Raw genomic sequence first — 25,270 nt, 5'->3', positions numbered from 1 at the left:
AGGGTTTGCGATGGTTAGGTGGAGAAAATCGACGATATCGATGGACAGGAGACTCGCATGGCCATTGACCCGAGCGCGGTCGGCGCGGTGACCGAGCCGATGCCGTTCGAGTGGACCGACCGGGACACGTTGCTGTATGCCCTCGGCGTGGGTTGCGGGCTCGACGACCTGTCGTTCACCACCGAGAACAGCCACGACATCACCCAGCAGGTGCTGCCCACCTACGCGGTGATCTGCTGCCCGGCCTTCGGGGCGGCCGCGAAGATCGGAACGTTCAACTGGGCCATGCTCTTACACGGCTCCCAGGGCGTGCGGTTGCATGCGCCGCTGCCGCCGGCCGGCAAGCTGTCGGTGGTCACCGAGGTCGCCGACATCCAGGACAAGGGCGAGGGCAAGAACGCGGTCGTGATGCTGCGCGGCCGCGGCACGGACCCGGACTCCGGGAAGTTGATCGCCGAGACGTCGACCACCTTTGTCGTCCGCGGCGCGGGCGGCTTCGGCGGGCAGCCGGGGCAGCGCCCCACCGCCCCCGAGTTTCCGGATCGCGAGCCCGACGCCCGGATCCCGCTGCCCACCCGCGAGGACCAGGCGCTGATCTATCGGCTCTCCGGCGACCGCAACCCGCTGCACAGCGACCCGTGGTTCGCCCGCGAGCTGGCCGGGTTCCCGAAGCCGATCCTGCACGGGCTGTGCAGCTACGGCGTGGCGGGCCGCGCGCTGGTCGCCGAGCTGGGCAAGGACGTGGCCGCCAACGTCACCTCGATCGCGGCGCGGTTTTCCTCGCCGGTGTTTCCCGGCGAGACGCTCACGACGCTGATCTGGCGCACCGGGGCGGGCAAGGCGGTGTTCCGCACCGAGGCGTCGGGGTCCGATGGCGCCGAGTCCCGGGTGGTGCTCGACGACGGGGCCGTGGAGTACATCGAGGGTTAGCTGGACCAACGGAGCGCATCCGATGTGCTACAGTTAGCACATGCCGTCGGTGGGTGTGCGGGAGTTGCGGCAACGGGCCAGCGAACTCCTCCGCCGTGTCGAAGCCGGTGAGACGATCGAAATCACCGACCGGGGTCGGCCCGTCGCGTTGCTCTCGCCGGTGCCGGGTGGAGGTCCCTACGAGCAGATGGTGGCCAGCGGCGAAATACAGTGTGCCACTGCGGATTTCGATGATCTCCCCGAGCCGATAGAACTCGAACCGGGTGGCGAGCCGCCGTCGGTGACGCTTGCGCGTCTGCGCGAGCATGAGCGCTGATGGCGGGCATCTACCTCGACTCGTCTGCAATCGTCAAACTCGCAGTGCGTGAACCGGAGTCCGACGCGCTGCGTCGATACCTTCGCGCCCGCCGCCCGCTGGTGTCGAGTGCGCTGGCGCGCGCGGAAGTCATGCGGGCTTTGCTGCCGCACGGTGAATCAGCCAGGAAAGCCGGACGCCGAGCGCTCGCCAACGTGGACCTGCTTCGGGTCGACAACCGGGTGCTCGATGTAGCCGGCGGCCTGTTGCCGTTCGAACTGCGCACGCTCGACGCCATTCACCTGGCGACGGCGCAGCGGCTCGGTATTGATCTTGGTCGGCTTTGTACGTACGACGACCGTATGCGCGACGCCGCCGAGGTCCTGGGCCTCCCAGTGATCGCGCCGTCCTGATCGGGCGGGGCGACAGAACGTTAGGTCCCGTCGGCGCCGTGGGTGCCGGCGGCGCCGAACAGCTTGCCGCCGCTGCCGCCGGGCGCGCCGGCGCCGGGGGTGCCGGGATTGGTGCCAATTCCGCCGTTGCCGCCGCTACCGCCGTTGCCGCCGTTGCCGACGTACTGGGCGCTGCCGCCGGGTCCGCCGGCCCCGCCGGCGCTGCCGTTGCCGGTGCTGCCGGCGGTCCCGCCGCCCGATCCGGAGCCGGGGTTGCCGCCGTTGCCGCCGGTCCCGCCATTGCCACCGCCGCCGCCGTTGCCGTACAGCAACGCGCCGTTGGCACCGGTCCCGCCGCTGCCGCCGATGCCACCGTCCCCGCCGTTGCCGCCGTTGCCACCGCCGGCGCCCCCGTTACTGCCGCCCTTGCCACCGGTTCCGCCATTACCGCCGATACCGCCGGCGCCGGCGCTTCCGCCATTGCCTATCAGCAACCCGCTTTGGCCCCCAGCTCCGCCGGCACCGCCCGCGCCCCCGGCACCGCCCGCGCCGCCGGTGCCGCCGGGGGTAGTGCCATCGCCATTCGTGCCGAGTTGCCCGACGCCACCATTGCCGCCGGTACCGCCGCCGCCGGCGGCACCCCCGTTGCCGAACAGCCCGGCGTTGCCGCCACTACCCCCGTCGCCGCCTTTGCCGCCCCCGCCGCCACTGACGCCATCGTGGTTCGAGCCGCTGGACGTTTGGGTGTTGCTCCCGCCGTACCCGCCGTTTCCACCGGCTCCGGCGTCGCCGAACAGTGACCCGGCGTTGCCGCCGGCCCCGCCGTGGCCACCGGCGCCGCCGAAGGCGCCGGATTCCCGGCCCTTGGTGGACCCGCCAAGGCCACCGTCGCCGCCGTGACCGCCGGCTCCGATCAGCCGGGCGCTCCCGCCGGCTCCACCGTCGCCGCCCGCGCCCCCAGCGGAGTTAGTGCCACCGGCGCTGTTCGATCCGCCGTTTCCGCCGGCCCCGCCGTCGCCGCCGTTGCCATAGAGCCACCCGCCGTTCCCGCCGGCGCCGCCATTGCCGGCGGCACCGCCCGCGCCCTGGCCGCCGATCTGGTTGCCGCCCGCACCACCGGCGCCGCCCTGCCCGCCAGCGCCGATCAGCCCGGCATTACCCCCGGCCCCGCCACCGCCACCGGTGCCACCGGCCCCGCTCGCCGCGTTTTGGCCGCCGGCCCCGCCGGCTCCGGCGCTGCCGCCGTTGCCGTACAGCCACGCACCTGACCCGCCGTCGCCGCCGATGCCGCCGGTGCCGCCGGTGCCTTGGGCGTTGGTCGACCCGCCGGCTCCCGCGGTGCCCCCGGCGCCGCCGTTGCCGAACAGCAACCCGGCCGCCCCGCCGGCCCCGCCGGCCCCTCCGGTGCCGCCGGTGAGGCCGGCGCCTCCGCTTTGGTTTTGTCCGCCCGCCCCGCCGGCGCCGCCGGTGCCGCCGTCGCCGACCAGGTATCCGCCACCCCCGCCGGTGCCGCCGGCGCCCCCGGCCCCGCTGGAGGAGCCGGTCTGGGTATTCGCCCCACCGATGCCGCCGGCCCCGCCGCTCCCGCCGGGGCCGAACATCCCGGCGTGACCGCCGGCCCCGCCCGGACCGCCGACCGAACTGGTCGCGCTGTTGAGGCCGCTGCCCGCGTTGCCGCCGTTTCCGCCGGCGCCTGCGGTGCCCGCCAGCAACCCGGCATTGCCGCCGTTGCCACCGGCCCCGCCGCTGCCCCCGGGGGTGGTGGGGTCACCGTTGGCTCCCGCGGCGCCGGTTCCGGCGGCTCCGCCGTTACCCCACAGCCAGGCGTTGCCGCCCGCCCCGCCGCTGCCGCCGCTGCCGCCCACCGCGGTGGCCGCCCCGCCGTTGCCACCGAATCCGCCGCTGCCGTAAAGCCATCCGCCGTTGCCGCCCGCGCCGCCGTTGGCACCGGCACCGCCATTGCCGCCGTTGCCGCCGTTACCGATCAACCCGGCGGAGCCGCCGTTGCCGCCGGCCGGTCCGGAGCCCGTTTGTGAATAGCCGTTGCCGCCGTTGCCGTAGAGCAGGCCGCCGGCGCCGCCGTTGGGGCTGGCGGCCGTCCCGTCGGCGCCGTTGCCGATCAGCGGACGCCCGAGCAGCGCCTCGGTGGGCCCGTTGATCGCATTGAGGGCCTGCTGCTCAAGGGTCTGCAAGGGCGAAGCGTTGGCGGCTTCGGCTACGGCATAGGAAAGGCCGGCGCCGTTCAGGGCCTGCACGAACTGGTCGTGAAACGCCGACGCCTGCCTGATGAGCGTTTGGTAGGCCAGGCCGTACTCGCCGAACAGCGTCGAGATCGCCGTCGACACCTCGTCGGCGGCCGCCGCCTGGATCTGGGCCGTCGGGGTCAGGGCCGCCGCGTTCGCCGCGGAAAGCGCCGAGCGGATGCCGACCAAGTCCGTGGCCGCCGACGCCACGGTATCAGGCGACGCGATGACAAAAGACACCTCTGACCTCCCAACAATTTGGCGCGAAGCTTAGCCTTGCTTTCTTCCCGGTGTTCGGGCTTTCGCGAAGCTGCCAGCGCATTCGCAGGAACACCAAGGGTCATAGGCTAATTCGCGGCGGGGTCGCCCAACTGCCGCGCCAGCCGCGCGGTGAACTCGGCGGCCCGCGCGGGGCTGTCCAGCGCGAACCGCGCGGCGGTGGCGCGATCGCCGTCCTCGTTGTGCCGCACCAGGATCGGGACGCCGTCGTCGGCGATCGCGTCGAACGCGTCCTCGTCGGTGATGTCGTCGCCGAGATAGACGGGCAGCAGGGCATCGGCGCCGGCCTCGTGCAGGTGGTCGATCACCCAGCGCAGGGTTTTGCCCTTGTCCCAGTCCAGATCCGGGCGCAGCTCGATGACTTCGCGGCCCGTCGTCACCCGAAGCGCGTCGCGTCGGCCCGCCGCGCGCACCGCCGCGGCCACCGCGCCGACCCGATCGCGGGCGGCGTTGCGGTAATGCACGGCGACGCCAAATCGCTTGTGCTCCACGACGACCCCGTCAATCGGGCCGAGCCGGTCGCGCAGCTCGGCGGCGGCCTGTTCCAGCACCGGGATGGCCGCCGCCGCGTCCTCGTTTTGGTGGTGGGTCCCGTCGGGCGCGGTCAGCTCGAAACCGTGGCTGCCGGCATACCAGATGCCGGGGACGCCGAGACGCGTTGTCACGTCGGCGAGGTCGCGTCCGGACAGCACCGCGACCGGGCATTGGGCGGCCAGGTTCCGCAGCGCCTCGATCGCCCCGGCGACGGGCCGCGCCGCGTCGGGGTCGTCGACGATGTCGGACAGCGTGCCGTCGAAGTCGTAGAACACCGCGGGTTTCCGGCCGGCCAGGAGGGCCAGCGCCTGCGCGGCGTCCGGCAGCTCGGACATGCGACGGTCCCCGGTGCGCACCGCGACGTCGCCCGCGTCGGTGACGACCAACGCGAAGCCTTGGTCCCGCGCGGCCCGAGCGGCCGCCTCGTCGTCGGTGACGACGACACAGCGGCCGGGCCACACCGAGAGCGCGTCGGCCGCCTCGTGCAGGTTGCCGAAGGTGGCGGTGGCGACGCCGGCGTCGCGTAGTTGCGTGATGAGGGTCTCAGGGGACTTCAGTGCAGCGTCGAACAGGACCGCGTCGTGGCGGCGCGGGTCGATGGTGACCGGCATGAGCCCACCTTCTCACGGTGGTCAGTTGCTGGCCGGCGCGGTCTCAGTCTCAGCTACCGGTCGGGAGTCGCGAGAATCTTGAACAGCATGTTGTTGACGTCGGTGAGGGCTTGCACCCCAATCTGACGGTGATACTCACTCAGTCGTGCTTTCCGGAGGCTTGTGATCAGTCCCGGTGCGGCCCAATCATTTTCACCGAGATCCACTCCGAATCCGGCGTCGGGTTCGGAGTCGAACACCGGCACCGCGACGATGGTGGGTTCGCTCGGTATCTCGTTGTACACCGTGGAGGAAATCACAAGTACTTTGTTGCCGGTATCGGTCGTCCAGACGTCGCCTCGGCGCGGGGTTTGAGTCAAGGCGCGGTGAGTTCGTCGAGATTGCGGTCGGCCCAGGCTTCGCTGAACGCGGTGGCATCGGGGTGCGTCAGCATCCACTGGTGGTGTGCGGCGCAGCGCCGCCGCATGTCCTCGATATCGAGAAGGTTTTCGATCCATGAGTTCATCGACTGCTGATCGGACTCGGCGTAGCTTTTAACGGCCTCGTACGCGGCATCCGACAGGCGCAAAGTGATCGTTCGTGCCATCGTTTGATGCTAGCAAAGATTGCCGGTACCCAGTGCAGGGTCAATGATCGAACAAACTTTCGATAGACTCGCCATGTGGGCTGGTATGGGTTGGTTTAACGGGCCGCCGAGCTGGGCGGAAATGGAGCGGGTGCTCGACGGCAAGCCGCGCCATGCCGGCGCGCCGCCGGAGCTCCCGGAGGACGCCCCCCTGTCGCGCAAGCGCGGCGCGTACCGGCCGCCGGGCGACACGCGCCCGGCCCACACCTGCATCCCCTACGCCGAGCTGCATGCGCATTCGGCGTTCAGCTTCCTCGACGGGGCCAGCACCCCGGAGGAGCTGGTGGAGGAGGCCTCCCGGCTGGGCCTGCGCGCGCTGGCGCTGACCGACCACGACGGCCTGTACGGGGCGGTGCGGTTCGCCGAGGCCGCCGCCGAACTCGAGCTGCGCACCGTGTTCGGCGCCGAGCTGTCGCTGGGTGGCGAGGCCCGCACCGAGACGCCGGACCCGGCCGGCCCGCACCTGCTGGTGCTCGCGCGCGGCCCGGAAGGCTACCGGCGGCTGTCGCGGCAGCTGGCCGCCGCGCACCTGGCCGGCGGGGAGAAGGGCAAGCCGCGCTACCATCTCGACGCACTGACCGAGGCCGCCGGCGGGCACTGGCACATCCTGACCGGGTGCCGCAAAGGCCATGTGCGCCAGGCGCTTTCCGACGGTGGGCCGGACGCCGCGGCGCGGGCGCTGGCCGATCTGGTGGACCGGTTCGGCGCGCACCGGGTCAGTGTCGAGCTGACCCATCACGGTCACCCGCTCGACGACGAACGCAACGCGACGCTGGCCGGGTTGGCGCCGCGCTTCGGCGTCGGGGTCGTCGCCACCACCGGCGCGCATTTCGCCGACCCGTCGCGAGGGCGGCTGGCGATGGCGATGGGCGCCATCCGCGCGAGGCAGTCCCTGGATGCCGCCGCCGGGTGGCTGGCCCCGCTGGGCGGCTCACACCTGCGGTCCGGGGAGGAGATGGCGCGGCTGTTCGGCCGGCGGCCCGACGTGGTGACCGCGGCCGCCGAGCTCGGCGAGCAGTGCGCGTTCGGGCTGGCGCTGATCGCCCCGCAGCTGCCGCCGTTCCCGGATGTACCCGCGGGCTCCACCGAGGACAGCTGGCTGCGGCAGCTGACCATGGCGGGGGCGCGCGACCGCTACGGGCTCCCCGACGCCGCGCCGCGCGCCTACGCGCAGATCGAGCACGAGCTCAAAGTCATTGCACAGCTGCAGTTTCCGGGCTACTTCCTGGTGGTGCACGACATCGCCCGGTTCTGCCGGGACAACAACATCCTGTGCCAGGGCAGGGGATCGGCGGCCAACTCCGCGGTCTGTTACGCCCTGGGCGTCACCGCGGTCGACCCGGTGGCCAACGAGCTGCTGTTCGAGCGCTTTTTGTCGCCGGCGCGCGACGGGCCGCCCGACATCGACATGGACATCGAGTCCGACCAGCGCGAGAAGGTCATCCAGTACGTCTACGACAAATACGGCCGCGACTACGCCGCCCAGGTCGCCAACGTCATCACCTACCGAGGCCGGATCGCGGTGCGCGACATGGCCCGCGCGCTGGGCTTCTCGCAGGGGCAGCAGGACGCGTGGAGCAAGCAGATCAGCACCTGGAACGGGGTGGCGGATTCACCCGATATCGAGGACATCCCCGAGCCGGTGATCGACCTGGCCACCCAGATCCGGAACCTGCCGCGGCACATGGGCATTCACTCCGGCGGCATGGTGATCTGCGACCGCCCGATCGCCGACGTGTGCCCGGTGGAGTGGGCGCGCATGGAGAACCGCAGCGTCCTGCAGTGGGACAAGGACGACTGCGCCGCAATCGGTTTGGTGAAGTTCGATTTGCTCGGGCTGGGCATGCTCTCGGCGCTGCACTACGCCATCGACCTGGTGGCCGAGCACAAGGGGATCGATGTGGACCTGGCCCGCCTCGACCTGACCGAGCCGGCGGTGTACGAGATGCTGTCGCGCGCCGATTCCGTCGGCGTGTTCCAGGTGGAGTCGCGCGCGCAGATGGCCACCCTGCCGCGGCTGCGGCCGCGGACCTTCTACGACCTGGTGGTCGAGGTCGCGCTGATCCGCCCCGGGCCCATCCAGGGCGGGTCGGTGCATCCCTACATCCGGCGGCGCAACGGCGTCGACCCCGTCGTCTACGACCACCCGTCCATGGAATCGGCGCTGCGAAAGACGCTGGGGGTGCCGCTTTTCCAGGAGCAGTTGATGCAGCTCGCCGTCGATTGCGCCGGGTTTTCCGCCGCCGAGGCCGACCAGCTGCGCCGCGCGATGGGCTCCAAGCGCTCGACCGAACGCATGCGACGGCTGCGCGGGCGGTTCTACGAAGGCATGCGCGCGCTGCACGGCGCCGCCGACGACGTGATCGACCGCACCTACGAAAAGCTGGAAGCCTTCGCCAATTTCGGCTTCCCCGAAAGCCACGCGTTGAGCTTCGCGTCGCTGGTGTTCTACTCGTCGTGGTTCAAGCTGCACCACCCGGCGGCGTTCTGCGCGGCGCTGCTGCGCGCGCAGCCGATGGGTTTTTACTCGCCCCAGTCGCTGGTGGCCGACGCGCGCCGGCACGGCGTGGTGGTGCACGGCCCGGACGTCAACGCCAGCCTGGCGCACGCCACCCTCGAGAACGCCGGGCTGGAGGTCCGTCTCGGCCTGGGCGCGGTCCGCCACATCGGCGACGACCTCGCCGAACGGCTGGTCGAGGAGCGAAAAGCCAACGGCCCGTTCGCTTCCCTGCTGGATTTGACGTCGCGGCTGCAATTGAGCGTGCCGCAGACCGAGGCGCTGGCCACCGCCGGTGCGCTGGCCTGCTTCGGCATGTCCCGGCGGGAGGCGTTGTGGGCGGCCGGGGCCGCGGCCACCCAGCGCCCCGACCGGCTGCCGGGGGTGGGGTCGTCGTCGCACATCCCGGCGCTGCCGGGGATGAGCGAGCTGGAGCTGGCCGCCGCCGACGTGTGGGCCATCGGCGTCTCACCGGACAGCTATCCCACGCAGTTCCTGCGCGACGACCTCGACGCGATGGGCGTGGTGCCCGCCGCGGCGCTGGGATCGGTGCCCGACGGCGACCGCGTGCTGATCGCCGGCGCGGTGACCCACCGGCAGCGGCCCGGGACGGCCCAGGGGGTGACGTTTCTCAACCTCGAGGACGAGACCGGGATGGTCAACGTGCTCTGCACGCCGGGGGTGTGGGAGCGGCATCGCAAGCTGGCCAACACGGCGCCGGCGCTGTTGGTGCGCGGCCAGGTCCAAAACGCCAGCGGCGCAATCACCGTCGTCGCCGAGCGGCTGGGCCGCATCACCCTGGCGGTCGGCTCGCGCTCGCGCGACTTCCGCTAGAAATCCCGAAAATCGCGAAAGCTGACATCGCCGATCCGCCGCATCGTAAACTCTTTCGAAAGCGCGTCATCGACCATTCGAAATGCGGAAAGGATTGTCCCCCTACGCCTCATTGCTTGGAATCGGGAGTCGAATGAAGTTCAAGCTTGCCCGCCACGGCGCTGCGATATTGAGTTGCGCTGCGGCGCTTGTTCTTTCTCCTGCGGTTGCCAGCGCTGATCCGCCCGACCCGCACCAGCCGGACATGACGAAGGGCTTCTGTCCGGGAGGTCGCTGGGGTTACGGCAATTTGGCCGTGTGCGACGGGGAGAAGTACCCCGACGGATCGTTCTGGCATCAGTGGATGAAGACCTGGCTGGTCGGCCCCCAGTTCTATTACGACTGCGTCGGCGGCGACGAACCCCTCCCGGGGCCGCCGCCGCCCGGTGGCTGCGGTGGGGCGATCCCGCCCGACCAGCCCGCCCCGCCACCGCCGCCCTAGTTGCCGCGAGAGTCCCCAAACTGCCAATGGTGGCCGGCGCGTCGTGTGCAGACACGCGCGCTCGCGGGAGGAGGGGCGCCGCCGAAGGTAGCCTCCACGTCATGACCCTGAACCTGTCCGTCGACGAAGTCCTCACCACCACCCGCTCGGTGCGCAAGCGCCTCGATTTCGACCGGCCGGTGAGCCGCGAGGTGCTCATGGAATGCCTCGACCTGGCGCTGCAGGCGCCGACGGGTTCCAACTCACAGGGCTGGCAGTGGGTGTTCGTCGAGGACGCCGACAAGAAGAAGGCGATCGGCGAGATCTACCTGGCAAACGCCCGCGGCTACCTCAGCGCGCCCGGGGCTCAGTACGCCGACGGCGACATCCGCGGCGAGCGGATGGGCAAGGTCCGCGATTCTGCGACCTACCTCGCCGAGCACATGCACGAGGCGCCCGTCCTGCTGATCCCCTGCATCGAAGGCCGGGAAGACAAGACGCCGCTGGGCGGGGTGTCGTTCTGGGCGTCGCTGTTCCCGGCCGTGTGGAGCTTCTGCCTGGCGCTGCGCTCGCGGGGGCTGGGCTCGTGCTGGACGACGCTGCACCTACTGCGCGACGGCGAAAAGCAGGCCGCCGAGGTGCTCGGCATCCCCCACGAGAACTACAGCCAGGGCGGGCTGTTCCCGATCGCCTACACCAAGGGCACCGACTTCCGCCCGGCCAAGAGGCTGCCCGCCGAGCAGCTGACCCACTGGAACGCTTGGTAGGCGCTACACCGCCCCGGCGTAGCCGTGCTGTCGCCAGGCCTCGTAGACCGCGATCGCCGCGGCGTTGGACAGGTTCAGCGAGCGCCGGCCCGCCAGCATCGGGATGCGCACCTGGCCGGTGATGTGCGCGTCGGCCAGGGTCGCCGCGTCCAGCCCGTCGGGTTCCGGGCCGAACATCAGCACGTCGCCGGCCCGGTAGCCGACCTCGGCGAACGACGTGGTGGCGTGCGCGGTGAAGGCGAACACCCGCGCCGCGCCCAGCGCGTCCCAGGCGGCGGCCAGCGACGCGTGCACGGTGACCGAGGCGAGGTCGTGATAGTCCAGGCCGGCGCGCCGCAGCTTGGGTTCGGACAGGTCGAAGCCCAGCGGCTCGACCAGATGCAACTCGGCGCCGGTGGCCGCCGCCGTCCGGATGGCGTTGCCGGTATTCGGCGCGATGCGCGGGGAGTAGAACAGCAGCCGGAACATCAGCCGATCATGACAAACAGATTTGTTTGCCAGACTTGCGCACCCGCGCACGGCCAGACCTGAGAGAGCTCTGCGTACTCAGTAAGAATTGTGGAGACCTGGGCCGCGGGCTGTCATACTCGTCGGATTGCCAGGCGTTATCGCCCGCGCCCATCTGCGGGGTACAGGCGGAATAAAGCAGGAAGTCCCATGAGCCTCTCGTTTCTGGACGCGCTGAGAATCGGCGCGCCGGCCGGTCGCGCGGCCGCCAGCACATGACCATGTTCACCCGCCCGGCCCACGCGGCCGAGGCGGCCCCGGCCCCGTCCCGGCAGCCCGCGGCGCCGCGGGCCAAACGCCCGCCGTCCTGGTCGCCGAGCAACTGGCCCGTCCGCTACAAGGTCCTGGCGATCGTGCTGGTCCCGCTGGTTTTGGCGACGGCTTTCGGGGGGCTGCGCATCAAGGACGCGATGGCCAATTCCGGCGGCCTGAAGCTGGCCGCCGCCCGCGCCGACGTGCTGCCGGCGATCACCAAGTACATGTCGGCGCTGGACGTGGCGCTGCTGGCGAGCTCCACCGGACGCGACGTCGAGGGCGCCAAGAAGAACTACGAGGCGCGCCGCTACGAGCTGCAGCAGCGGCTGGCGCACACCGACGTCACCGCCGACGTCCGGTCCGGAGTGAACACCCTGCTGAACGGCGGCCAGGGGCTGCTGGACAAGGTGGCCGACAACAGCATCGGTTTGCGGGACCGCGTCACCACCTACGCCCCGCTCCTGCTGACCGCCGAGGACGTCATCAACGCGTCGGTGCGCGTCGACAACGAACGGATCCGCGCGGAGGCGCAGGGCCTGAGCCGCGCCGTCGGCGCGCGCGGGCAGATGACGATGCAGGAAATCCTGGTGACGCGCGGCTCTGACCTGCCCGAGCCACAGCTGCGGACGTCCATGATCACCCTGGCCGGCACCGAGCCGTCGACGCTGTTCGGGATGAGCGAGGTGCTGGGCGCCGGCTCGCCCGAGGCCCACACGCTGCAGCAGCAGATGGTGACCCGGATGGCGATCATGTCGGACCCGGCCAGCGTGCTCGTCGACAACCCCGAGCTGCTGCGCTCGATCCACACCACCGACGGGATCGCCGAGCAGGTCATCACCGACGCGACCGCGTCGGTGACCAAGTCCGTGCACGCCGAGGCCGCCGACCGCCGCAACTCCGCGGTCCTCGACACCGTGCTGGTGCTGGCCGCGATCGTGATCGCGCTGATCGTCGTGTTGCTGGTGGCCCGCGCCCTGGTGCGGCCGCTGCGCGTCCTGCGTGACGGCGCGCTCAAGGTCGCCCACACCGACCTCGAGGAAGAGGTGGCCCGGGTCAAAGCCGGTGGCGCCGAACCGATTCCGCAGCCGCTGCCGGTGTACACCACCGAGGAGATCGGCCAGGTCGCCCACGCGGTCGACGAGCTGCACACCCAGGCCCTGCTGCTCGCCGGTGACGAGGCGCGCCTGCGGCTTCTGGTCAACGACATGTTCGAGACCATGTCGCGGCGCAGCCGTTCGCTGGTCGACCAGCAGCTGGCGCTGATCGACCGGTTGGAGCGCAACGAGGAGGATCCCGAACGCCTGGACAGCCTGTTCCGGCTCGATCACCTGGCGGCCAGGCTGCGCCGCAACAGCGCCAACCTGCTGGTGCTGGCGGGCGCCCAGCTGGCGCGGGACCAGCGCGACCCGGTGCCGCTGTCGACGGTGATCAACGCCGCGGTGTCCGAAGTCGAGGACTACCGCCGCGTCGAGGTGACCGGCCTGCCCGACTGCGCGCTGGTCGGTGCGGCCGCCGGTGGGGTCATCCACCTGTTCGCCGAGCTGATCGACAACGCCCTGCGCTACTCGCCGCCGACGACGACGGTCCGGATCTCCGCGTCGCTGGGGGGCAACGGGGCCCGCGGCGGGGTCATGCTGCGGATCTCCGACTCCGGCCTGGGCATGAACGACGCCGATCGGCGCATGGCCAACATGCGGCTGCAGTCCGGCGGCGAGGACACCGCGGACCCCACGCCCGACAACGCCCGCCACATGGGCCTGTTCGTGGTGGGCCGCATCGCCGCCCGGCACGGCATCCGGGTGGGGCTGCGCGGCCCGTCCGGGCACGAGGCCGGCGCCGGCACGACGGCGGAGATCTACCTGCCGCCCGGGGTGCTCGAGGGCCTGGCGGCGCCCCCGGGCGCGGCCCCCGGCGGCCGGGGACGGGCGGTCTCCTCGCCCAGCGCCAAACTCGCCACCGCGATCGAGGCGCCCGCCGAACCGTCCGCGCCGGAGCCGGTGAACCAGAACGGCGCCGAGCCGTCGGTCACGTTGCTGCCGCGACGCAGCCCGGGCTCGAGCGGGATAGCCGATGTCCCCGCGTCCCCGGCCCCCGAGTTGCCCCGCCGGCAGCGGCGCGAACTCGCCACGCCGTGGTGGGAGGGCGGTCAGCAGGCCCAGCCGGAGCCGGCACAGCCCGAGCCGGCGCCGGAGCCGAAACCCGCCCCGGCCAAATCGGTGTCGGACACGTCGGCGTTCTTCGCCGCGCGTTCCCCAAGCGTTCGGGCAGAGCCGGAAGACGTGTCGCCGCCGCCCGCCACGCAGGAACGCCCGTCGATCCCGAAAGTCCCGAAGGCCCCGGCGCCCCCCGCCGACGACGACGTCATCTACCGTCGGATGCTGGCGGAGATGCTGGGCGATCCGCACGACCTGGTCAACAGCCCCGACCTGGATTGGGAGTCGGTGTGGGACCGGGGCTGGACGTTGGCGGCCGCGGCCGAGGACAAGCCGGTCGAGTCGCAAACCGAGCACGGGCTACCGATCCGCAAGCCCGGTGCCCGGCTGGTGCCGGGCACGGCGAACGGGACCGGCGCGACGGAAGGGGACCAGCCGGACGACGACCAGGGCTCCCTGGTCGGATCCAACGGCCGAACCGCGCCCGCGCGGCGGCCGCAGCATGCGGCCGCGGGGCGCGACCCGGAGGCGGTTCGGGCCTCGTTCAGCAGCCATTTCGGCGGCGTGCGCTCGGGACGGTCGCACGCGCGCGAGACGAACGAAGGGTCTGATCAGGAATGACGTCGGCTGGCAATCCCCCGCAAGCGGGCGGTGCCCCCACGCTGGACTGGCTGGTGACGAAGTTCGCCCGCGAGGTTCCCGGGGTCGCGCACGCGTTGCTGGTGTCCGTCGACGGGCTGCCGGTCGCCGCCAGCGAACATCTCCCGCGCGAACGCGCCGACCAGCTGGCGGCCGTCGCCTCGGGGCTGGCCAGCCTCGCGACGGGCGCCGCGCAGCTGTTCGAGGGCGGCCCGGTGTTGCAGTCGGTGGTCGAGATGGCCAACGGCTATTTGTTGCTGATGCGGGTCGGCGACGGTTCGCATCTGGCCACGCTGGCGGTGAGTTCCTGCGACATCGGCCAGATCGGCTACGAGATGGCCATCCTCGTCGAACGGGTGGGCGGCGTGGTCCAGTCCACCCGCCGGACCGCTACGCACTCGTGAGCCGCCATGGACAGACGCGAGACCTGGCCGCCGTCCCGTGAGGCGAACCTGGTCCGTCCGTACACCCTGACGTCCGGGCGGACCGGCACCGACGTCGACCTTCCGCTGGAAGCGCCGATAGAGACGTTGGGGGCGGGCCTGGCCCACCCGTGGCCGCCCAACGACGCGAGAGGCAAGATCATTCAGCTGTGCACCAGCAGCCCGTCGGTCGCGGAGATCTCGGCCCGGCTGGATTTACCGGTCGGTGTCGCGCGCGTCCTGGTCGGCGATCTGGTGCTGTCCGGCTACCTTCGGGTGCATAGGACTTTGACCGAGCGTTCCACCCGCGACGAGCGCCACGAACTCATAGGAAGGACCCTGCGTGGCCTTAAGGCACTCTGACGCGCACCCCGCCAGTGCCCACGCGTCGACGAAGATCGTGGTCGCCGGCGGCTTCGGGGTCGGCAAGACCACGTTCGTCGGGGCGGTGTCGGAGATCATGCCGTTGCGCACCGAGGCGATGCTGACCGACGCGTCCACCGGCGTCGACATGCTCGAGGCCACCCCAGACAAGCGGACCACCACCGTCGCGATGGACTTCGGCCGCATCACCCTGGACGAGGAGCTGGTGCTCTACCTCTTCGGGACTCCGGGGCAGCGGCGGTTCTGGTTCATGTGGGACGACCTGGTGCGCGGCGCGATCGGGGCGATCGTCCTGGTCGACTGCCGGCGCCTGCAGGACAGCTTCGCCGCCGTCGACTTCTTCGAACACCGCAACCTGCCGTTCCTGATCGCGGTCAACGAATTCGACGGCGCGCCACGCTATCCCGTCGAGGCGGTGCGCGAGGCGCTCACCCTGCCCAAGGGCATCCCGGTGATCACCGTCGACGCCCGGGACCGCAGGTCGGCGACCGACGCGCTGATCGCCGTCAGCGAGTACGCACTGGAAACCCTGGCCGCGAGCTAGCGCCGCAGCCGGATTCGCCACCACACGATCGCCGAGTAGACCACCGACAGCACCAGCAGCATGGCCATGTCCAGGGACCACGCACCCGCCGTGTGGTTCCAGTGGCTGTCCTTCGGGCTGAACGGGCTGGGCTCCACCTGGTTCAGGTCGATCGTCGACGCGCATGCCGCGAAACCCCATCGCGCGGGCGTCAACCAGGACAGCTGGTCGATCAAAAGCCGGTTGGTCACCGGGATCACCCCGCTGGAGAACACCAGCTGCGCCATGATCGCCACGACCAGCAACGGCAGGATGTGGTCGCTGGTGCGGGCCAGCGCCGACAACACCATGCCGATGATCGCCGCGACGATGCAGGTTCCCGCGGTCGCGACGTACAGCTCGACGGTGGGACTTCCCAGCAGCACGGCCCCCCGGGTCGGCGTGCCCTTGCCCAGGATGGTGATGGTGGTGGCGCACGCCGCCTGGGCGATGGCGAAGACGCAGAACACGGCGATCTTCGCCAGCAGGTAGGCGGAGGTCGACAATCCGAACGCCTGTTCCCGGCGGAAGATGGGGCGCTCACCGACCAGATCGCGGATCGTCAGCGCGGTGCCCATGAAGACCGCGCCCACACAGAGCAGGACCAGTATCTGTGCGGGCTCGGCGGGCGTCTTGCCGTGCGGATCGGCCAGGCCGAACCCGGTATTCCCCGGGACGGTCAGCGCCAGCAACCCGATGACGAACGGCAGGGTCGCCAGGAACACCGTGTACCAGCTGTCGGAGACCACCAGCCGAACCTGGCGGCGCGCGATCGTCGAAAACTGGCGTCGCACATCGATGTTGACCGGCTCACCCAGGTCCCGCGGCTGGGCCCGCGGCGGCTCGGGCTTCGGCCGCTTCTGCGCCAAAAAGCGCCGCTTGGCCTCGTCGGGGTCGGCGCCCACCTTGACGAAGATCTCGGCCCAGACCGTGGTGCCCATGACCGACGAGATCTCGCCCGGCGGTCCGAAGTACGCCGTCTTGCCGCCGGGCGCCAGCAGCAACAGCTGGTCGCAGAGGTCGAGGTGGGCCACCGAATGCGTCACCACCAGCACCGTGCGGCCGGCGTCGGCGAGCTGGCGCAGCATCATCATGACCTGGGAATCCAGCGCCGGGTCCAGGCCGGTGGTCGGCTCGTCGAGGATCAGCAGCGACGGCCCGGTCAGCAGCTCGAGGGCCACCGAGGCGCGCTTGCGCTGGCCTCCGGACAGATTGTCGACCCGGGTGTCGGCGTGCTCGGTCAGGTTCAGCTCGTCGAGCACCCGCGCGACGGCCTGCTCGCGGTCGGCCTTGCTGGTGTCCGGCGGCAGGCGCAGCTCGGCGGCATAGCCCAGCGCCTGGTTGACGGTCAGCTGGCGGTGCACGACGTCGTCCTGCGGGACCATCCCGATCCGGGTCCGCAGCGTGGCGTACTCGGCGTGGATGTCGTGTCCTTCGAACGTGACGGACCCGCCGCTGGGGCGCGTGTATCCGGCGATCAGCCTGGCCAGCGTGGTCTTGCCCGCGCCCGACCCACCGATGATGGCGGTCAGGGTGCCGGGCCGGGCGGTCAGCGAGATGTTGTCGAGCAGTTCCTTGCCGTCGATCTGGAACTGGACACCGTCGACCTCGAGGCCGCCCGTACCCGCCGCGTCCGCGGTCCGGTGGACCAAATCGTTGCCGGTGAACAGCAGGTCGACGTTGCCGATGGTGACGACATCGCCCTCGTTGAGCAGCGCCGACCCGACCCTGACTCCGTTGACGAACGTTCCGTTGACGCTGCGGGCATCCCGAATTTCGGTGCCCTGCGGGCTGGGGACCATGATGGCGTGATGTCGCGACGCCATGACGTCGTAGACGACGATGTCGTTGGACGTCGCGCGACCGATCGTCGCGAAACCCTCTGGCTTTTCCGGGTCGCCGGCCGAGCGCTGTACGACGGGCTCTTCCGGGGCAACGGGCGGTACAACGGGCGCCGGCTGCGTCGCGTTGACCGGACCCGTCCGGGGCTCCGGGGCGGGCCGGCTCGGACGCGGGGCCGGCGCCGGCGACGGAAGGGTGGGGGGATCAGGGGTCGGGCGCGGCGGCGAGGACGTATCCCGTTCCCCGCGGACCCGCCTCGGGGGGCGGGGCAGCCGGCGGTTTCGTGGCGGCGGAACTGCGCGGATCGGATCCGTTGCCGGTGGTGCGCCGCCGGTAGCCACGTCCGGCCCGATCTCGAAGACCAGGGCCGGTCCGTCGGGGTTGCCGATGTTGATGCGCCGGCCGTCGCAGATGTCGATCACCCGCGCGCGCCGCCGGTCGACGAACGTGCCGCGGGGCGATCCGTTGTCGATCGCCATCCACCTGCCCTTGTCGAAGCGCAGCAACAGGTGCGTGCGGGAGATCAGGGGGTGGCTGATGCGCACGTCCGCACGCAGGTCGCTGCCGACGACGACATCGTGACCTGCACGGAAGGTGTGTTTCGACCCGTTGCCCAACACGGTGAGGACGGGCGGCGCAATCGTATTCATCCCAGCCAGAGGGATATCCGGTGGCGGGGGCCCCAAACCCTGCGTTCGGTCTAATAACTCAGTGGCGCTTGAGCCGGATCTTCCACCACGTGATGGCGCTGTAGACCACCGACAACACCCCGAGCATGAACATGTCGAACAGCCATGCGCTGGCCTTGTGGTCCCAGTGCTGGTCTTTGGGGTCGGTGGGGCCCGGTATCAGCCGGTGGGTGTCGATCGTGGACGCCGACGCCGCGAAGCCCCACCGCGCGGGCGTGCCCCACGACAACTGGTCGAGCACGATCCGGTCGGTGACCCAGATCATGCCGCCGGAGAACACCAGCTGCGACATGATCGACACCACCAGCATCGGCATGATCTGGTCCTGCGAGGTGGCGATCGCCGACAGCGCCAGACCGAGCAGCGCCGACACCACACAGGTCGCGGCCACGTCGACGAACAGCTCGAACCTGACGTCTCCCAGGAGCACGGCACCGGAAATCGGCTTGCCCCAGCCGATTACGGAGATCGTCGTGGCGATCGCCGCCTGAAAGATCGCGAACACGCTGAACACCACGATCTTGGCGGCCATGTAGGCCGCCGTCGACAGGCCGACGGCCTGCTCGCGCTTGAAGATGGGGCGCTCGTTGACCAGGTCGCGGATCGTCAGCGCGGTCCCCATGAACACCGCGCCGACGTTGAGCATGACCAGGATCTGGTCGGGCTGCGCGGGGTTGTTGCCCATCGGGTCCGACATGCCGAAGCCGGTCTTGCCGCGAACCGTGAGGCTCAGCACGCCGATGAGGAACGGCAACAACGCCAGGAACACCGTGTAGCCGCGGTCGGAGACCACCAGCCGCACCTGGCGGCGTGCGACCGTGGAGAACTGGCGAAACAGGTCGGTGTGTACGGGTTCGCCCAGATCGCCCGGCCGGGAATCCGATGGCTTCTCGGCCAGGTGCTTGTTCTCGGCGAGGAAGCGGCGGTTGGCCTCGTCGGGGTCGGCGCCCACCTTGGCGAAGATGTCGGCCCAGTTGGTGGTGCCCATGGCCGCGCCGATCTGGCTGGGCGGGCCCAAAAAGGCCGTCTTGCCGCCGGGCGCCACCAACAGCAACTGGTCGCAGACGTCGAGGTAGGACACCGAGTGGGTGACCACCAGCACCGTGCGCCCGGCGTCGGCGAGTTGGCGCAGCATCATCATCACCTGACGGTCCAGCGCGGGGTCCAGGCCGGTGGTGGGCTCGTCGAGGATCAGCAGCGACGGGCCGGTCAGCAGTTCGAGCGCGACGGAGGCGCGCTTGCGCTGGCCGCCGGAGAGCTTGTCGACGCGGGTGTCGGCGTGCTTGGTCAGCTCGAGTTCCTCGAGCACCTGCGCGACGGCCTGTTCCCGGTCGGCCTTGCTGGTGTCGGGGGGCAACCGCAGTTCGGCCGCGTAGCCCAGGGCCTGGTTGACGGTCAGCTGGCGGTGCACCACGTCGTCCTGGGGCACCATCCCGATCCGGCTGCGCATCGACGCGTATTCGGTGTGGATGTTGTGGCCCTCGAACGTCACTGTGCCCGACGTGGGGCTGGTGTACCCGGCGATGAGCCGCGACAGCGTGGTCTTCCCGGCGCCCGACCCGCCGATGATGGCGGTCAGCGTGCCGGGGCGGCAGGTCAGCGAGATGTGGTCAAGCAGTTGCTTCCCGTGGTCGACGGTGAAGCAGACGGCGTTGACCTCGAGGCCGCCGGTGCGCGTCGCCGCCTCGGTGCGGCGGACCAGGGTGTCGCCGGTGAAGACCAGGTCGACGTTGCCGATCGTCACCACGTCGCCCTCGGTCAGCACGGCGGACCCGACCCGGACGCCGTTGACGAAGGTGCCGTTGACGCTGTGCGCGTCGCGGATCTCGGTGCCCAGCGGCGTCTGCGTCAAAAACGCGTGATGGCGCGACGCCAGGACGTCCTGGATGACGATGTCGTTGTCGGTGGCGCGCCCGATCGTCTGCGCCCCGCTCGGCTTCTGCATCGCCCCGGACCGCGACGGCAACAACGCCTGGAACATCTTGGTCGCCAGGTTGGCGACCTCCGGCGGCTTGGCGGCCGTCGGCGACATCTGCGTGTGCGGCGCCGCCGGCGAGGACATCTGCGGGTGGGCCTGGAAACTGGCCGGCGCCGGCGCGGCGCCCGGGTGCACGGGTGGGCGGCCGCCCGGATAGCCGCCCGGGCCCGGCGGGTGCGGGGGGGCGACGTGGTGGGGTCGCCGCGCCACCGACGCGGCCCAGCCGGGCGGCCGGCCGCCCGGTCCGGGCGGGGGACCGGGCGGGCCAGCCTGGCCCGGCCGCGCCGAGCCCCCTTGGTGGGCCGGCACCGCGATGCCCATCGACTCGGTCCGGGGCGGACGCCCGGCCAGGCCCTGGTGGCGCCCGACCTCGAAGGTCAGCTGCGGGCCGTCGGGGTTCCCGATGTTGATGGATTGACCGTCGTGGATGTCGACCACCGGCACCCGACGCCCGTTGACGAAAGTCCCGTTGAGCGAGCCGTTGTCGATGGCCAGCCACCGGCCCTGGTCGAAGCGCAGCAACAGGTGGGCGCGCGAGATCAGCGGGTGGGTGATGCGCATGTCGGCCCGCAGGTCCCGCCCGACCACCACGTCGTGGCCCGCTGCGAACGTGCGTTCCGATCCGTCGTGACGAACGGTTAGCGCTGGCGGGGCTGCTGCAGTCATCGCCACAACTCTAGCGGGTGCTGCTGTTTTCACCCCGTGGGCGTGAGCGCACGCACCGGCCGTGAGCTCACCCTCGCGACCGGAAGTTCACCCCGTCAGCGCGCCAAGGCGTCGGGCGCGCCCGTCACCACGCAGTGGGTGCGGGTGTAGATCGTCGGCATGCACCGATTGCAGTGCGTGCACGCCGAATGCACGCTGTGCGCGGCGCCGTCGGCGGCGATCCGATTGATCAGGTCCGGCTCGGCCAGCAGCGCCCGGCCCATCGCGACGAAGTCGAATCCCTCGGCCATCGCCAGATCCATCGTCTCGCGGTTGGTGATGCCGCCGAGCAGGATCAGCGGCATCTTCAGCTCGGCGCGGAACAGCTTGGCGTCGCGCAGCAGATAGGCCTCGCGGTAGGGGTACTCGCGCAGGAACTTCTTGCCCGTCATCCGCATGCCCCAGCGCAGCGGCGGCTTGAACGCGCCCGCGAACTCCTTGAGCGGGGCGTCGCCGCGGAACAGGTACATCGGGTTGACCAGCGAGCTGCCCGCGGTGAGTTCGATGGCGTCCAGCCCGCCGTCTTCCTCCAGCCACTTCGCGGTCGTCAGCGATTCCTCGGTGCTGATGCCGCCGCGCACGCCGTCGGCCATGTTGAGCTTGGCCGTGACCGCGATCGGCGTGCCCTCCTTTTCCACCGCGCGCCGAACCGCCAGCACCATGCCGCGGGCGACCTTGGCGCGGTTTTCCAGCGAGCCGCCGAACTCGTCGTCGCGGCGGTTGATCAGCGGGGACAAAAACGAACTCGCCAAGTAGTTGTGGCCCAGATGGATTTCGACGGCGTCGAAGCCGGCTTCGATGGCCAGCCGGGCGGCGTTGGCGTGCCCTTCGATCACCTCGTCGATGTCCTGGCGGGTCGCCTTCTTGGCGAAGCGCATCCCGATCGGGTTGAAGAACCGGACCGGCGCCAGGGCCTTGGCCTTGTTGGACTTGGCGTTGGCCACCGGTCCGGCATGGCCGATCTGCGCGCTGACCGCCGCGCCCTCGGCGTGGATGGCGTCGGTGAGCCGCCGGAAGCCGGGCACCGCCTCGGGCCGCATCCAGATGCCGTTGCCCTCGGTGCGCCCGCCGGGGGAGACGGCGCAGTAGGCGACGGTCGTCATTCCGACCCCGCCCGCGGCCGGCAGCCGGTGGTACTCGATGAGGTCGTCGGTCACCAGAGCGTTGGGCGTGCGCGCCTCGAACGTCGCCGACTTGATGGTGCGGTTGCGCAGCGTGATCGGACCGAGCCTGGCGAGGCTGAACACGTCCGGAGGGGTAGACATACGGGGAGCGTGCCAGACTGTCGGCGTGGGAGCAATCACGCTGGACGGCAAGGCCACCCGGGACGAGATCTTCGTCGACCTCAAGCAGCGGGTGGCCACACTGACCGCATCGGGCCGCACCCCCGGATTGGGCACCATCCTGGTCGGCGACGACCCGGGTTCGCAGGCCTACGTCCGCGGCAAGCACGCGGACTGCGCCAAGGTCGGCATCACGTCTATCCGCCGCGACCTGCCCGCCGACATCAGCACCGCCACCCTGAACGAGACCATCGACGAACTCAACGCCAACCCCGAGTGCACCGGCTACATCGTGCAGCTGCCGCTACCCAAGCACCTGGACGAGAACGCGGCGCTGGAGCGCATTGACCCCGGCAAGGACGCCGACGGCCTGCACCCGACCAACCTCGGCCGGCTGGTGCTCAACAACCCGGCCCCGCTGCCGTGCACGCCGCGCGGCATCGTGCACCTGCTGCGCCGCTACGACGTCGAGATCGCCGGGGCGCACGTGGTCGTCATCGGCCGCGGCGTGACGGTCGGTCGGCCGCTCGGGCTGCTGCTGACCCGGCGCTCGGAGAACGCGACGGTCACGTTGTGCCACACCGGAACTCGCGACCTGCCCGCGCTGACCCGGCAGGCCGACGTCATCGTCGCGGCCGTGGGGGTCCCGCACCTGCTGACGCCCGACATGGTGCGTCCGGGCGCCGCGGTGCTCGACGTGGGGGTCAGCCGCACGGACGACGGCCTCGTCGGCGACGTGCACCCGGACGTGTGGGACGTCGCCGGCCACGTGTCACCGAATCCCGGTGGGGTGGGCCCACTTACCCGCGCGTTCCTGTTGACCAACGTCGTCGAGCTGGCCGAGGGACGGCAGTAAGACGTGCGCGCCATCTTGAGGGCCCAGTGGCCGATCCTGTTGGTCGAGCTGATCTTCTCCGCCGCGTTCGTGTTGGTGGCGGCCAACTTCTGGCGTCGCGGCGCCCTGCTGATCGGCATCGGGGTCGGCGTGGCGGCACTGCTGCGGTTGCTGCTATCCGACGAGCGCGCCGGCCTGCTGGTGGTCCGCGGCAAGGGCCTGGACTTTGTGACCACCGCGGCCGTCGCGGCGGCGATGGCCTACATCGCGTGGACCATCGACCCGCTGGGGACGCGTTAAATGCCTGGCACGCCGGGGATTTGACCGAGGGCGCCGGGCAGGTTGGCGGGCAGGCCGCCGGCCAGGTTGCCGGGCACGCCGGGCAGGCCCGCGGTCGGGTTGCCGCTGGCGATGTTGGCGATCTCCTGCGGGCAGTACATCTGGATGGCGATGGTGGTGAACATCTGCGCCATCTGCGGCGACATGCCCCGGTGGCTGACGCTCGCCACGGCCCCCGCGAAATTCCCGCCCGGCTGCGCGAGCATCGGGCAGATGGACTCACCCACCGACATCGCGTTCCCCGGTTCGCCGAAGTCGACCCCGGCGTGGTTGAGCGCGTCGATGAAGGCGTCGTCGGTGGCTGGGTCCGCCTCGGCCGGCGCGGCGAAGGCGGCGGCCACGGTGAGCAGGCCGGCCGCCACGGCCAGCAGGCGGATGGTCAGGGGCTGGTGGCGAAACGACCAGATCCAACGCTGAGTTTCCGCCGCCAGTGCCTTCATGCCAGTCCCCATCCGTCGCGGAGTGCACTGAGGGCACTCGAGTCACTTCAGGAACTCTGATCTATCACTGTCACGTTTACAACACGGTGCGGTAAAGGTTTGCACAATAAGCGTTTTGTGAGCGCCGCGCGGCCGTGACGTCGCTTATTGGGCCGACTCACGGGCGGGCAGCCGCCACGCGATCGAGGCCACACTGTTACCTGACACTCGCGCGGGCGCCGGATTTTCGGGTGCCGATTGGACCAGAATCCGGCCCATGACGACGAATCACGGCCGTCCGCTGGCCCATGCGATCTCGCGCCAGACGTTTCTTCGCGGCGCCGTCGGAATGCTCGCCACCGGAGCGGCATTCGGGGGCGCCCGCGCGGCCGCGGACCCCGCCACCGGCTGGGGCGGCTTGGCCTCCTCCATCGGCGGCAGCGTGGTGCTGCCCGGCAACGGCGCTCAATTCGCCACGGGCAAGCAAGTTTTCAACTCGCTGTACAACAACTCCAACCCGGCGGCGGTGATCACCGTGTCGTCGCAGTCCGACGTGCAGAAGGCGGTCTCGTTCGCGACGGCCAACGGGCTCAAGGTCGCCCCGCGCGGCGGTGGTCATTCCTACATCGGCGCGTCGAGCGCCAACGGGACGATGGTGCTCGACCTGCGCGGGCTGCCCGGCGGCGCGAACGTGGACGGCGCCGGCAACGCGACGGTCACGCCGGCGACCACCCTGTACGCCGTGCACCAGGCGCTGGCCGGAGCCGGCCGCGCGATCCCCACCGCCACCTACCCGAGCGTCGGCATCGCGGGTCTGGCGCTGGGCGGCGGGGTGGGCGCCGATTGCCGCCATGCCGGGCTGACGTGCGACGCGCTGCAGTCGGCCACCGTGGTGTTGCCCAGTGGTGACGTCGTCACCGCGTCCGCGACCGACCACCCGGACCTGTTCTGGGCGCTGCGCGGCGGGGGCGGCGGCAATTTCGGGGTGACGACTTCGATGACGTTCGCGACGTTCGCGACCGCCGACAGCGACGTGGTGCGGCTGGACTTCCCGCCGGCTTCGGCGGTGCAGGTGCTGGGCGGCTGGCAGTCGTGGCTCAGCGCCGCGGACCGAAACACCTGGGGGATAGTGCATCTCTCGATCGGCAACCAGCCGAACTGCCACGTGCTGGCGACCTGCCCGGCGGGCGCCGGCCCCGGTGTCGTCGACGCCATCAAGACCGCGGTCGGGGTCGCGCCCACGGCGGTGCAGAACAAGACGCTCGGCCACATGGACCTGGTGACGTATCTGGCCGGTGGCAGCTCGACGACCTCGCCCGTCGGGTTCGTGGCCGGCTCCGACGTGCTCACGACGATCAATTCCGCTGCGGCCCATGCCATCGCGACGGCGATCGGGCAGTGGCCGGCCTCGGCCGGCAAGGCGTCGGTGCTCGTCGACCCGCTGGACGGCGCCGTCGGCGACGTGGCGCCGGGCGACACGGCCTTCCCGTGGCGCAAGCAGTCGGCGCTGCTGCAGTGGTACGTCGAACCGGCGGCCAACCAGGTGCCCGCGGCGACGCAGTGGCTCAGCTCCGCACACCAAGCCGTGCAACAGTTCTCGGTGGGCGGCTACGTCAACTATCTGGAGGCCAACAGCGCGGCATCGCGGTACTTCGGCCCGAACCTGTCGCAGCTGACGGCGGTGCGCCAGAAGTACGATCCCAACCGCGTCATGTTCTCGGGATTGAACTTGTGAGCGCGCCGGGCTCCGGCTCGATGTGAGGGATCGTTCCTCGACTTTTCGTTTCTTTC

At 70.7% G+C, this 25,270-nt stretch carries 22 protein-coding genes; 13 read left to right on the top strand and 9 right to left on the bottom strand.

Annotated features, from left to right (window positions below; genetic code table 11):
* Positions 1–57: 57 nt before the first annotated feature.
* From AC5Y4Z_RS21780 to AC5Y4Z_RS21770, 3 genes are read left to right on the top strand one after another with little or no spacing between them, the layout of a single operon-like run.
* The gene (locus tag AC5Y4Z_RS21780) at positions 58–930 is read left to right on the top strand and encodes a MaoC family dehydratase (protein ID WP_499966918.1); all 873 of its coding nucleotides are present in this window, start codon (positions 58–60) and stop codon (positions 928–930) included.
* A 40-nt stretch (positions 931–970) separates the two neighbouring features.
* Entirely contained in the window at positions 971–1,246 is a 276-nt protein-coding gene (locus AC5Y4Z_RS21775) for a type II toxin-antitoxin system Phd/YefM family antitoxin (protein WP_499966917.1), read from the top strand.
* Positions 1,246–1,638, top strand: a complete 393-nt coding sequence (locus AC5Y4Z_RS21770) for a type II toxin-antitoxin system VapC family toxin (protein ID WP_499966916.1) — start codon at positions 1,246–1,248, stop codon at positions 1,636–1,638. Before AC5Y4Z_RS21775 ends, AC5Y4Z_RS21770 begins: the two co-directional genes overlap by 1 nt.
* Positions 1,639–1,658: 20 nt before the next feature.
* Here the strand turns inward: AC5Y4Z_RS21770 and AC5Y4Z_RS21765 are convergent, their stop codons facing one another.
* The 4 genes from AC5Y4Z_RS21765 to AC5Y4Z_RS21750 form a co-directional block, all read right to left on the bottom strand.
* Positions 1,659–4,100 carry a PE family protein gene (locus AC5Y4Z_RS21765; protein WP_499966915.1) on the bottom strand — a complete coding sequence of 814 codons (2,442 nt, stop codon included), beginning with the start codon at positions 4,098–4,100 and terminating at the stop codon, positions 1,659–1,661.
* Between the two features lie 107 nt (positions 4,101–4,207).
* Positions 4,208–5,284 (bottom strand): trehalose-phosphatase, encoded by a 1,077-nt coding sequence (otsB, locus tag AC5Y4Z_RS21760; RefSeq protein ID WP_499966913.1) that lies wholly within the window; start codon positions 5,282–5,284, stop codon positions 4,208–4,210.
* Between the two features lie 53 nt (positions 5,285–5,337).
* Entirely contained in the window at positions 5,338–5,643 is a 306-nt protein-coding gene (locus tag AC5Y4Z_RS21755) for a type II toxin-antitoxin system PemK/MazF family toxin (protein WP_499966912.1), read from the bottom strand.
* Positions 5,640–5,870 (bottom strand): hypothetical protein, encoded by a 231-nt coding sequence (locus tag AC5Y4Z_RS21750; RefSeq protein ID WP_499966910.1) that lies wholly within the window; start codon positions 5,868–5,870, stop codon positions 5,640–5,642. The genes AC5Y4Z_RS21755 and AC5Y4Z_RS21750 overlap by 4 nt, the downstream gene beginning before the upstream one ends.
* Before the next feature lie 85 nt (positions 5,871–5,955).
* On the opposite strand from AC5Y4Z_RS21750, the gene AC5Y4Z_RS21745 reads away from it, so the two are divergent.
* The 3 genes from AC5Y4Z_RS21745 to AC5Y4Z_RS21735 all read left to right on the top strand — a co-directional run bounded on the left by AC5Y4Z_RS21745 (position 5,956) and on the right by AC5Y4Z_RS21735 (position 10,467).
* Positions 5,956–9,240, top strand: a complete 3,285-nt coding sequence (locus tag AC5Y4Z_RS21745; RefSeq protein WP_499966909.1) for an error-prone DNA polymerase — start codon at positions 5,956–5,958, stop codon at positions 9,238–9,240.
* 133 nt (positions 9,241–9,373) lie between these two features.
* Positions 9,374–9,721: a hypothetical protein gene (locus AC5Y4Z_RS21740; RefSeq protein WP_499966908.1), complete on the top strand. Its 348-nt coding sequence runs from the start codon at positions 9,374–9,376 to the stop codon at positions 9,719–9,721.
* A 101-nt stretch (positions 9,722–9,822) separates the two neighbouring features.
* On the top strand, positions 9,823–10,467 hold the full coding sequence (locus tag AC5Y4Z_RS21735) for a nitroreductase family protein (protein WP_499966907.1): 645 nt from the start codon (positions 9,823–9,825) through the stop codon (positions 10,465–10,467).
* 3 nt (positions 10,468–10,470) lie between these two features.
* On the opposite strand, the gene AC5Y4Z_RS21730 is transcribed toward AC5Y4Z_RS21735, so the two are convergent.
* Positions 10,471–10,935: a tRNA (cytidine(34)-2'-O)-methyltransferase gene (locus AC5Y4Z_RS21730; RefSeq protein ID WP_499966906.1), complete on the bottom strand. Its 465-nt coding sequence runs from the start codon at positions 10,933–10,935 to the stop codon at positions 10,471–10,473.
* A gap of 254 nt (positions 10,936–11,189) precedes the next feature.
* Here AC5Y4Z_RS21730 and AC5Y4Z_RS21725 point away from each other — a divergent pair, with 254 nt between their 5' ends.
* From AC5Y4Z_RS21725 to AC5Y4Z_RS21710, 4 genes are read left to right on the top strand one after another with little or no spacing between them, the layout of a single operon-like run.
* Positions 11,190–14,003, top strand: coding sequence for a sensor histidine kinase (locus tag AC5Y4Z_RS21725; RefSeq protein ID WP_499966905.1), 2,814 nt, complete (start codon positions 11,190–11,192; stop codon positions 14,001–14,003).
* Positions 14,000–14,425, top strand: coding sequence for a roadblock/LC7 domain-containing protein (locus AC5Y4Z_RS21720; protein WP_499966904.1), 426 nt, complete (start codon positions 14,000–14,002; stop codon positions 14,423–14,425). Before AC5Y4Z_RS21725 ends, AC5Y4Z_RS21720 begins: the two co-directional genes overlap by 4 nt.
* A 6-nt stretch (positions 14,426–14,431) precedes the next feature.
* Complete coding sequence (locus tag AC5Y4Z_RS21715) at positions 14,432–14,806, top strand: DUF742 domain-containing protein (protein WP_499966902.1); 375 nt, start codon at positions 14,432–14,434, stop codon at positions 14,804–14,806.
* Positions 14,787–15,371, top strand: a complete 585-nt coding sequence (locus AC5Y4Z_RS21710; protein WP_499966901.1) for a GTP-binding protein — start codon at positions 14,787–14,789, stop codon at positions 15,369–15,371. The genes AC5Y4Z_RS21715 and AC5Y4Z_RS21710 overlap by 20 nt, the downstream gene beginning before the upstream one ends.
* Here the strand turns inward: AC5Y4Z_RS21710 and AC5Y4Z_RS21705 are convergent.
* The 3 genes from AC5Y4Z_RS21705 to AC5Y4Z_RS21695 form a co-directional block, all read right to left on the bottom strand.
* Positions 15,368–17,881 carry an ATP-binding cassette domain-containing protein gene (locus AC5Y4Z_RS21705; RefSeq protein WP_499966899.1) on the bottom strand — a complete coding sequence of 838 codons (2,514 nt, stop codon included), beginning with the start codon at positions 17,879–17,881 and terminating at the stop codon, positions 15,368–15,370. The two genes, AC5Y4Z_RS21710 and AC5Y4Z_RS21705, sit on opposite strands and share 4 nt — an antisense overlap.
* Positions 17,882–17,939: 58 nt before the next feature.
* Positions 17,940–20,564: an ATP-binding cassette domain-containing protein gene (locus tag AC5Y4Z_RS21700; protein ID WP_499966898.1), complete on the bottom strand. Its 2,625-nt coding sequence runs from the start codon at positions 20,562–20,564 to the stop codon at positions 17,940–17,942.
* Between the two features lie 95 nt (positions 20,565–20,659).
* Positions 20,660–21,868, bottom strand: a complete 1,209-nt coding sequence (locus tag AC5Y4Z_RS21695) for an NADH:flavin oxidoreductase (RefSeq protein WP_499966897.1) — start codon at positions 21,866–21,868, stop codon at positions 20,660–20,662.
* Between the two features lie 25 nt (positions 21,869–21,893).
* Between AC5Y4Z_RS21695 and AC5Y4Z_RS21690 the strand changes: the two genes are divergently transcribed.
* Both AC5Y4Z_RS21690 and AC5Y4Z_RS21685 read left to right on the top strand, forming a co-directional pair.
* Positions 21,894–22,742 carry a bifunctional methylenetetrahydrofolate dehydrogenase/methenyltetrahydrofolate cyclohydrolase gene (locus AC5Y4Z_RS21690; RefSeq protein WP_499966895.1) on the top strand — a complete coding sequence of 283 codons (849 nt, stop codon included), beginning with the start codon at positions 21,894–21,896 and terminating at the stop codon, positions 22,740–22,742.
* 3 nt (positions 22,743–22,745) lie between these two features.
* On the top strand, positions 22,746–23,021 hold the full coding sequence (locus tag AC5Y4Z_RS21685; RefSeq protein ID WP_499966894.1) for a DUF3017 domain-containing protein: 276 nt from the start codon (positions 22,746–22,748) through the stop codon (positions 23,019–23,021).
* On the opposite strand, the gene AC5Y4Z_RS21680 is transcribed toward AC5Y4Z_RS21685, so the two are convergent.
* Positions 23,018–23,500 carry a DUF732 domain-containing protein gene (locus AC5Y4Z_RS21680; RefSeq protein WP_499966893.1) on the bottom strand — a complete coding sequence of 161 codons (483 nt, stop codon included), beginning with the start codon at positions 23,498–23,500 and terminating at the stop codon, positions 23,018–23,020. The two genes, AC5Y4Z_RS21685 and AC5Y4Z_RS21680, sit on opposite strands and share 4 nt — an antisense overlap.
* A 280-nt stretch (positions 23,501–23,780) precedes the next feature.
* Between AC5Y4Z_RS21680 and AC5Y4Z_RS21675 the strand changes: the two genes are divergently transcribed.
* Positions 23,781–25,214 (top strand): FAD-dependent oxidoreductase, encoded by a 1,434-nt coding sequence (locus AC5Y4Z_RS21675; RefSeq protein ID WP_499967111.1) that lies wholly within the window; start codon positions 23,781–23,783, stop codon positions 25,212–25,214.
* Positions 25,215–25,270: the final 56 nt, after the last annotated feature.

The sequence above is a fragment of the Mycobacterium sp. NGS63 genome (assembly GCF_059812295.1).
The sequence above is the reverse complement of the archived record's forward strand: the minus strand, read 5'-3'. Positions and strand labels throughout refer to the sequence as shown.

Bases quoted from the DNA above. Each gene is read 5' to 3' on its own strand.
- AC5Y4Z_RS21780 (WP_499966918.1), top strand. From the start codon at position 58: ATGGCCATTGACCCGAGCGCGGTCGGCGCGGTGACCGAGCCGATGCCG.
- AC5Y4Z_RS21775 (WP_499966917.1), top strand. From the start codon at position 971: ATGCCGTCGGTGGGTGTGCGGGAGTTGCGGCAACGGGCCAGCGAACTC.
- AC5Y4Z_RS21770 (WP_499966916.1), top strand. From the start codon at position 1,246: ATGGCGGGCATCTACCTCGACTCGTCTGCAATCGTCAAACTCGCAGTG.
- otsB (WP_499966913.1), bottom strand. From the start codon at position 5,284: ATGCCGGTCACCATCGACCCGCGCCGCCACGACGCGGTCCTGTTCGAC.
- AC5Y4Z_RS21750 (WP_499966910.1), bottom strand. From the start codon at position 5,870: ATGGCACGAACGATCACTTTGCGCCTGTCGGATGCCGCGTACGAGGCC.
- AC5Y4Z_RS21745 (WP_499966909.1), top strand. From the start codon at position 5,956: ATGGGTTGGTTTAACGGGCCGCCGAGCTGGGCGGAAATGGAGCGGGTG.
- AC5Y4Z_RS21740 (WP_499966908.1), top strand. From the start codon at position 9,374: ATGAAGTTCAAGCTTGCCCGCCACGGCGCTGCGATATTGAGTTGCGCT.
- AC5Y4Z_RS21735 (WP_499966907.1), top strand. From the start codon at position 9,823: ATGACCCTGAACCTGTCCGTCGACGAAGTCCTCACCACCACCCGCTCG.
- AC5Y4Z_RS21730 (WP_499966906.1), bottom strand. From the start codon at position 10,935: ATGTTCCGGCTGCTGTTCTACTCCCCGCGCATCGCGCCGAATACCGGC.
- AC5Y4Z_RS21725 (WP_499966905.1), top strand. From the start codon at position 11,190: ATGACCATGTTCACCCGCCCGGCCCACGCGGCCGAGGCGGCCCCGGCC.
- AC5Y4Z_RS21720 (WP_499966904.1), top strand. From the start codon at position 14,000: ATGACGTCGGCTGGCAATCCCCCGCAAGCGGGCGGTGCCCCCACGCTG.
- AC5Y4Z_RS21715 (WP_499966902.1), top strand. From the start codon at position 14,432: ATGGACAGACGCGAGACCTGGCCGCCGTCCCGTGAGGCGAACCTGGTC.
- AC5Y4Z_RS21705 (WP_499966899.1), bottom strand. From the start codon at position 17,881: ATGAATACGATTGCGCCGCCCGTCCTCACCGTGTTGGGCAACGGGTCG.
- AC5Y4Z_RS21700 (WP_499966898.1), bottom strand. From the start codon at position 20,564: ATGACTGCAGCAGCCCCGCCAGCGCTAACCGTTCGTCACGACGGATCG.
- AC5Y4Z_RS21695 (WP_499966897.1), bottom strand. From the start codon at position 21,868: ATGTCTACCCCTCCGGACGTGTTCAGCCTCGCCAGGCTCGGTCCGATC.
- AC5Y4Z_RS21680 (WP_499966893.1), bottom strand. From the start codon at position 23,500: ATGAAGGCACTGGCGGCGGAAACTCAGCGTTGGATCTGGTCGTTTCGC.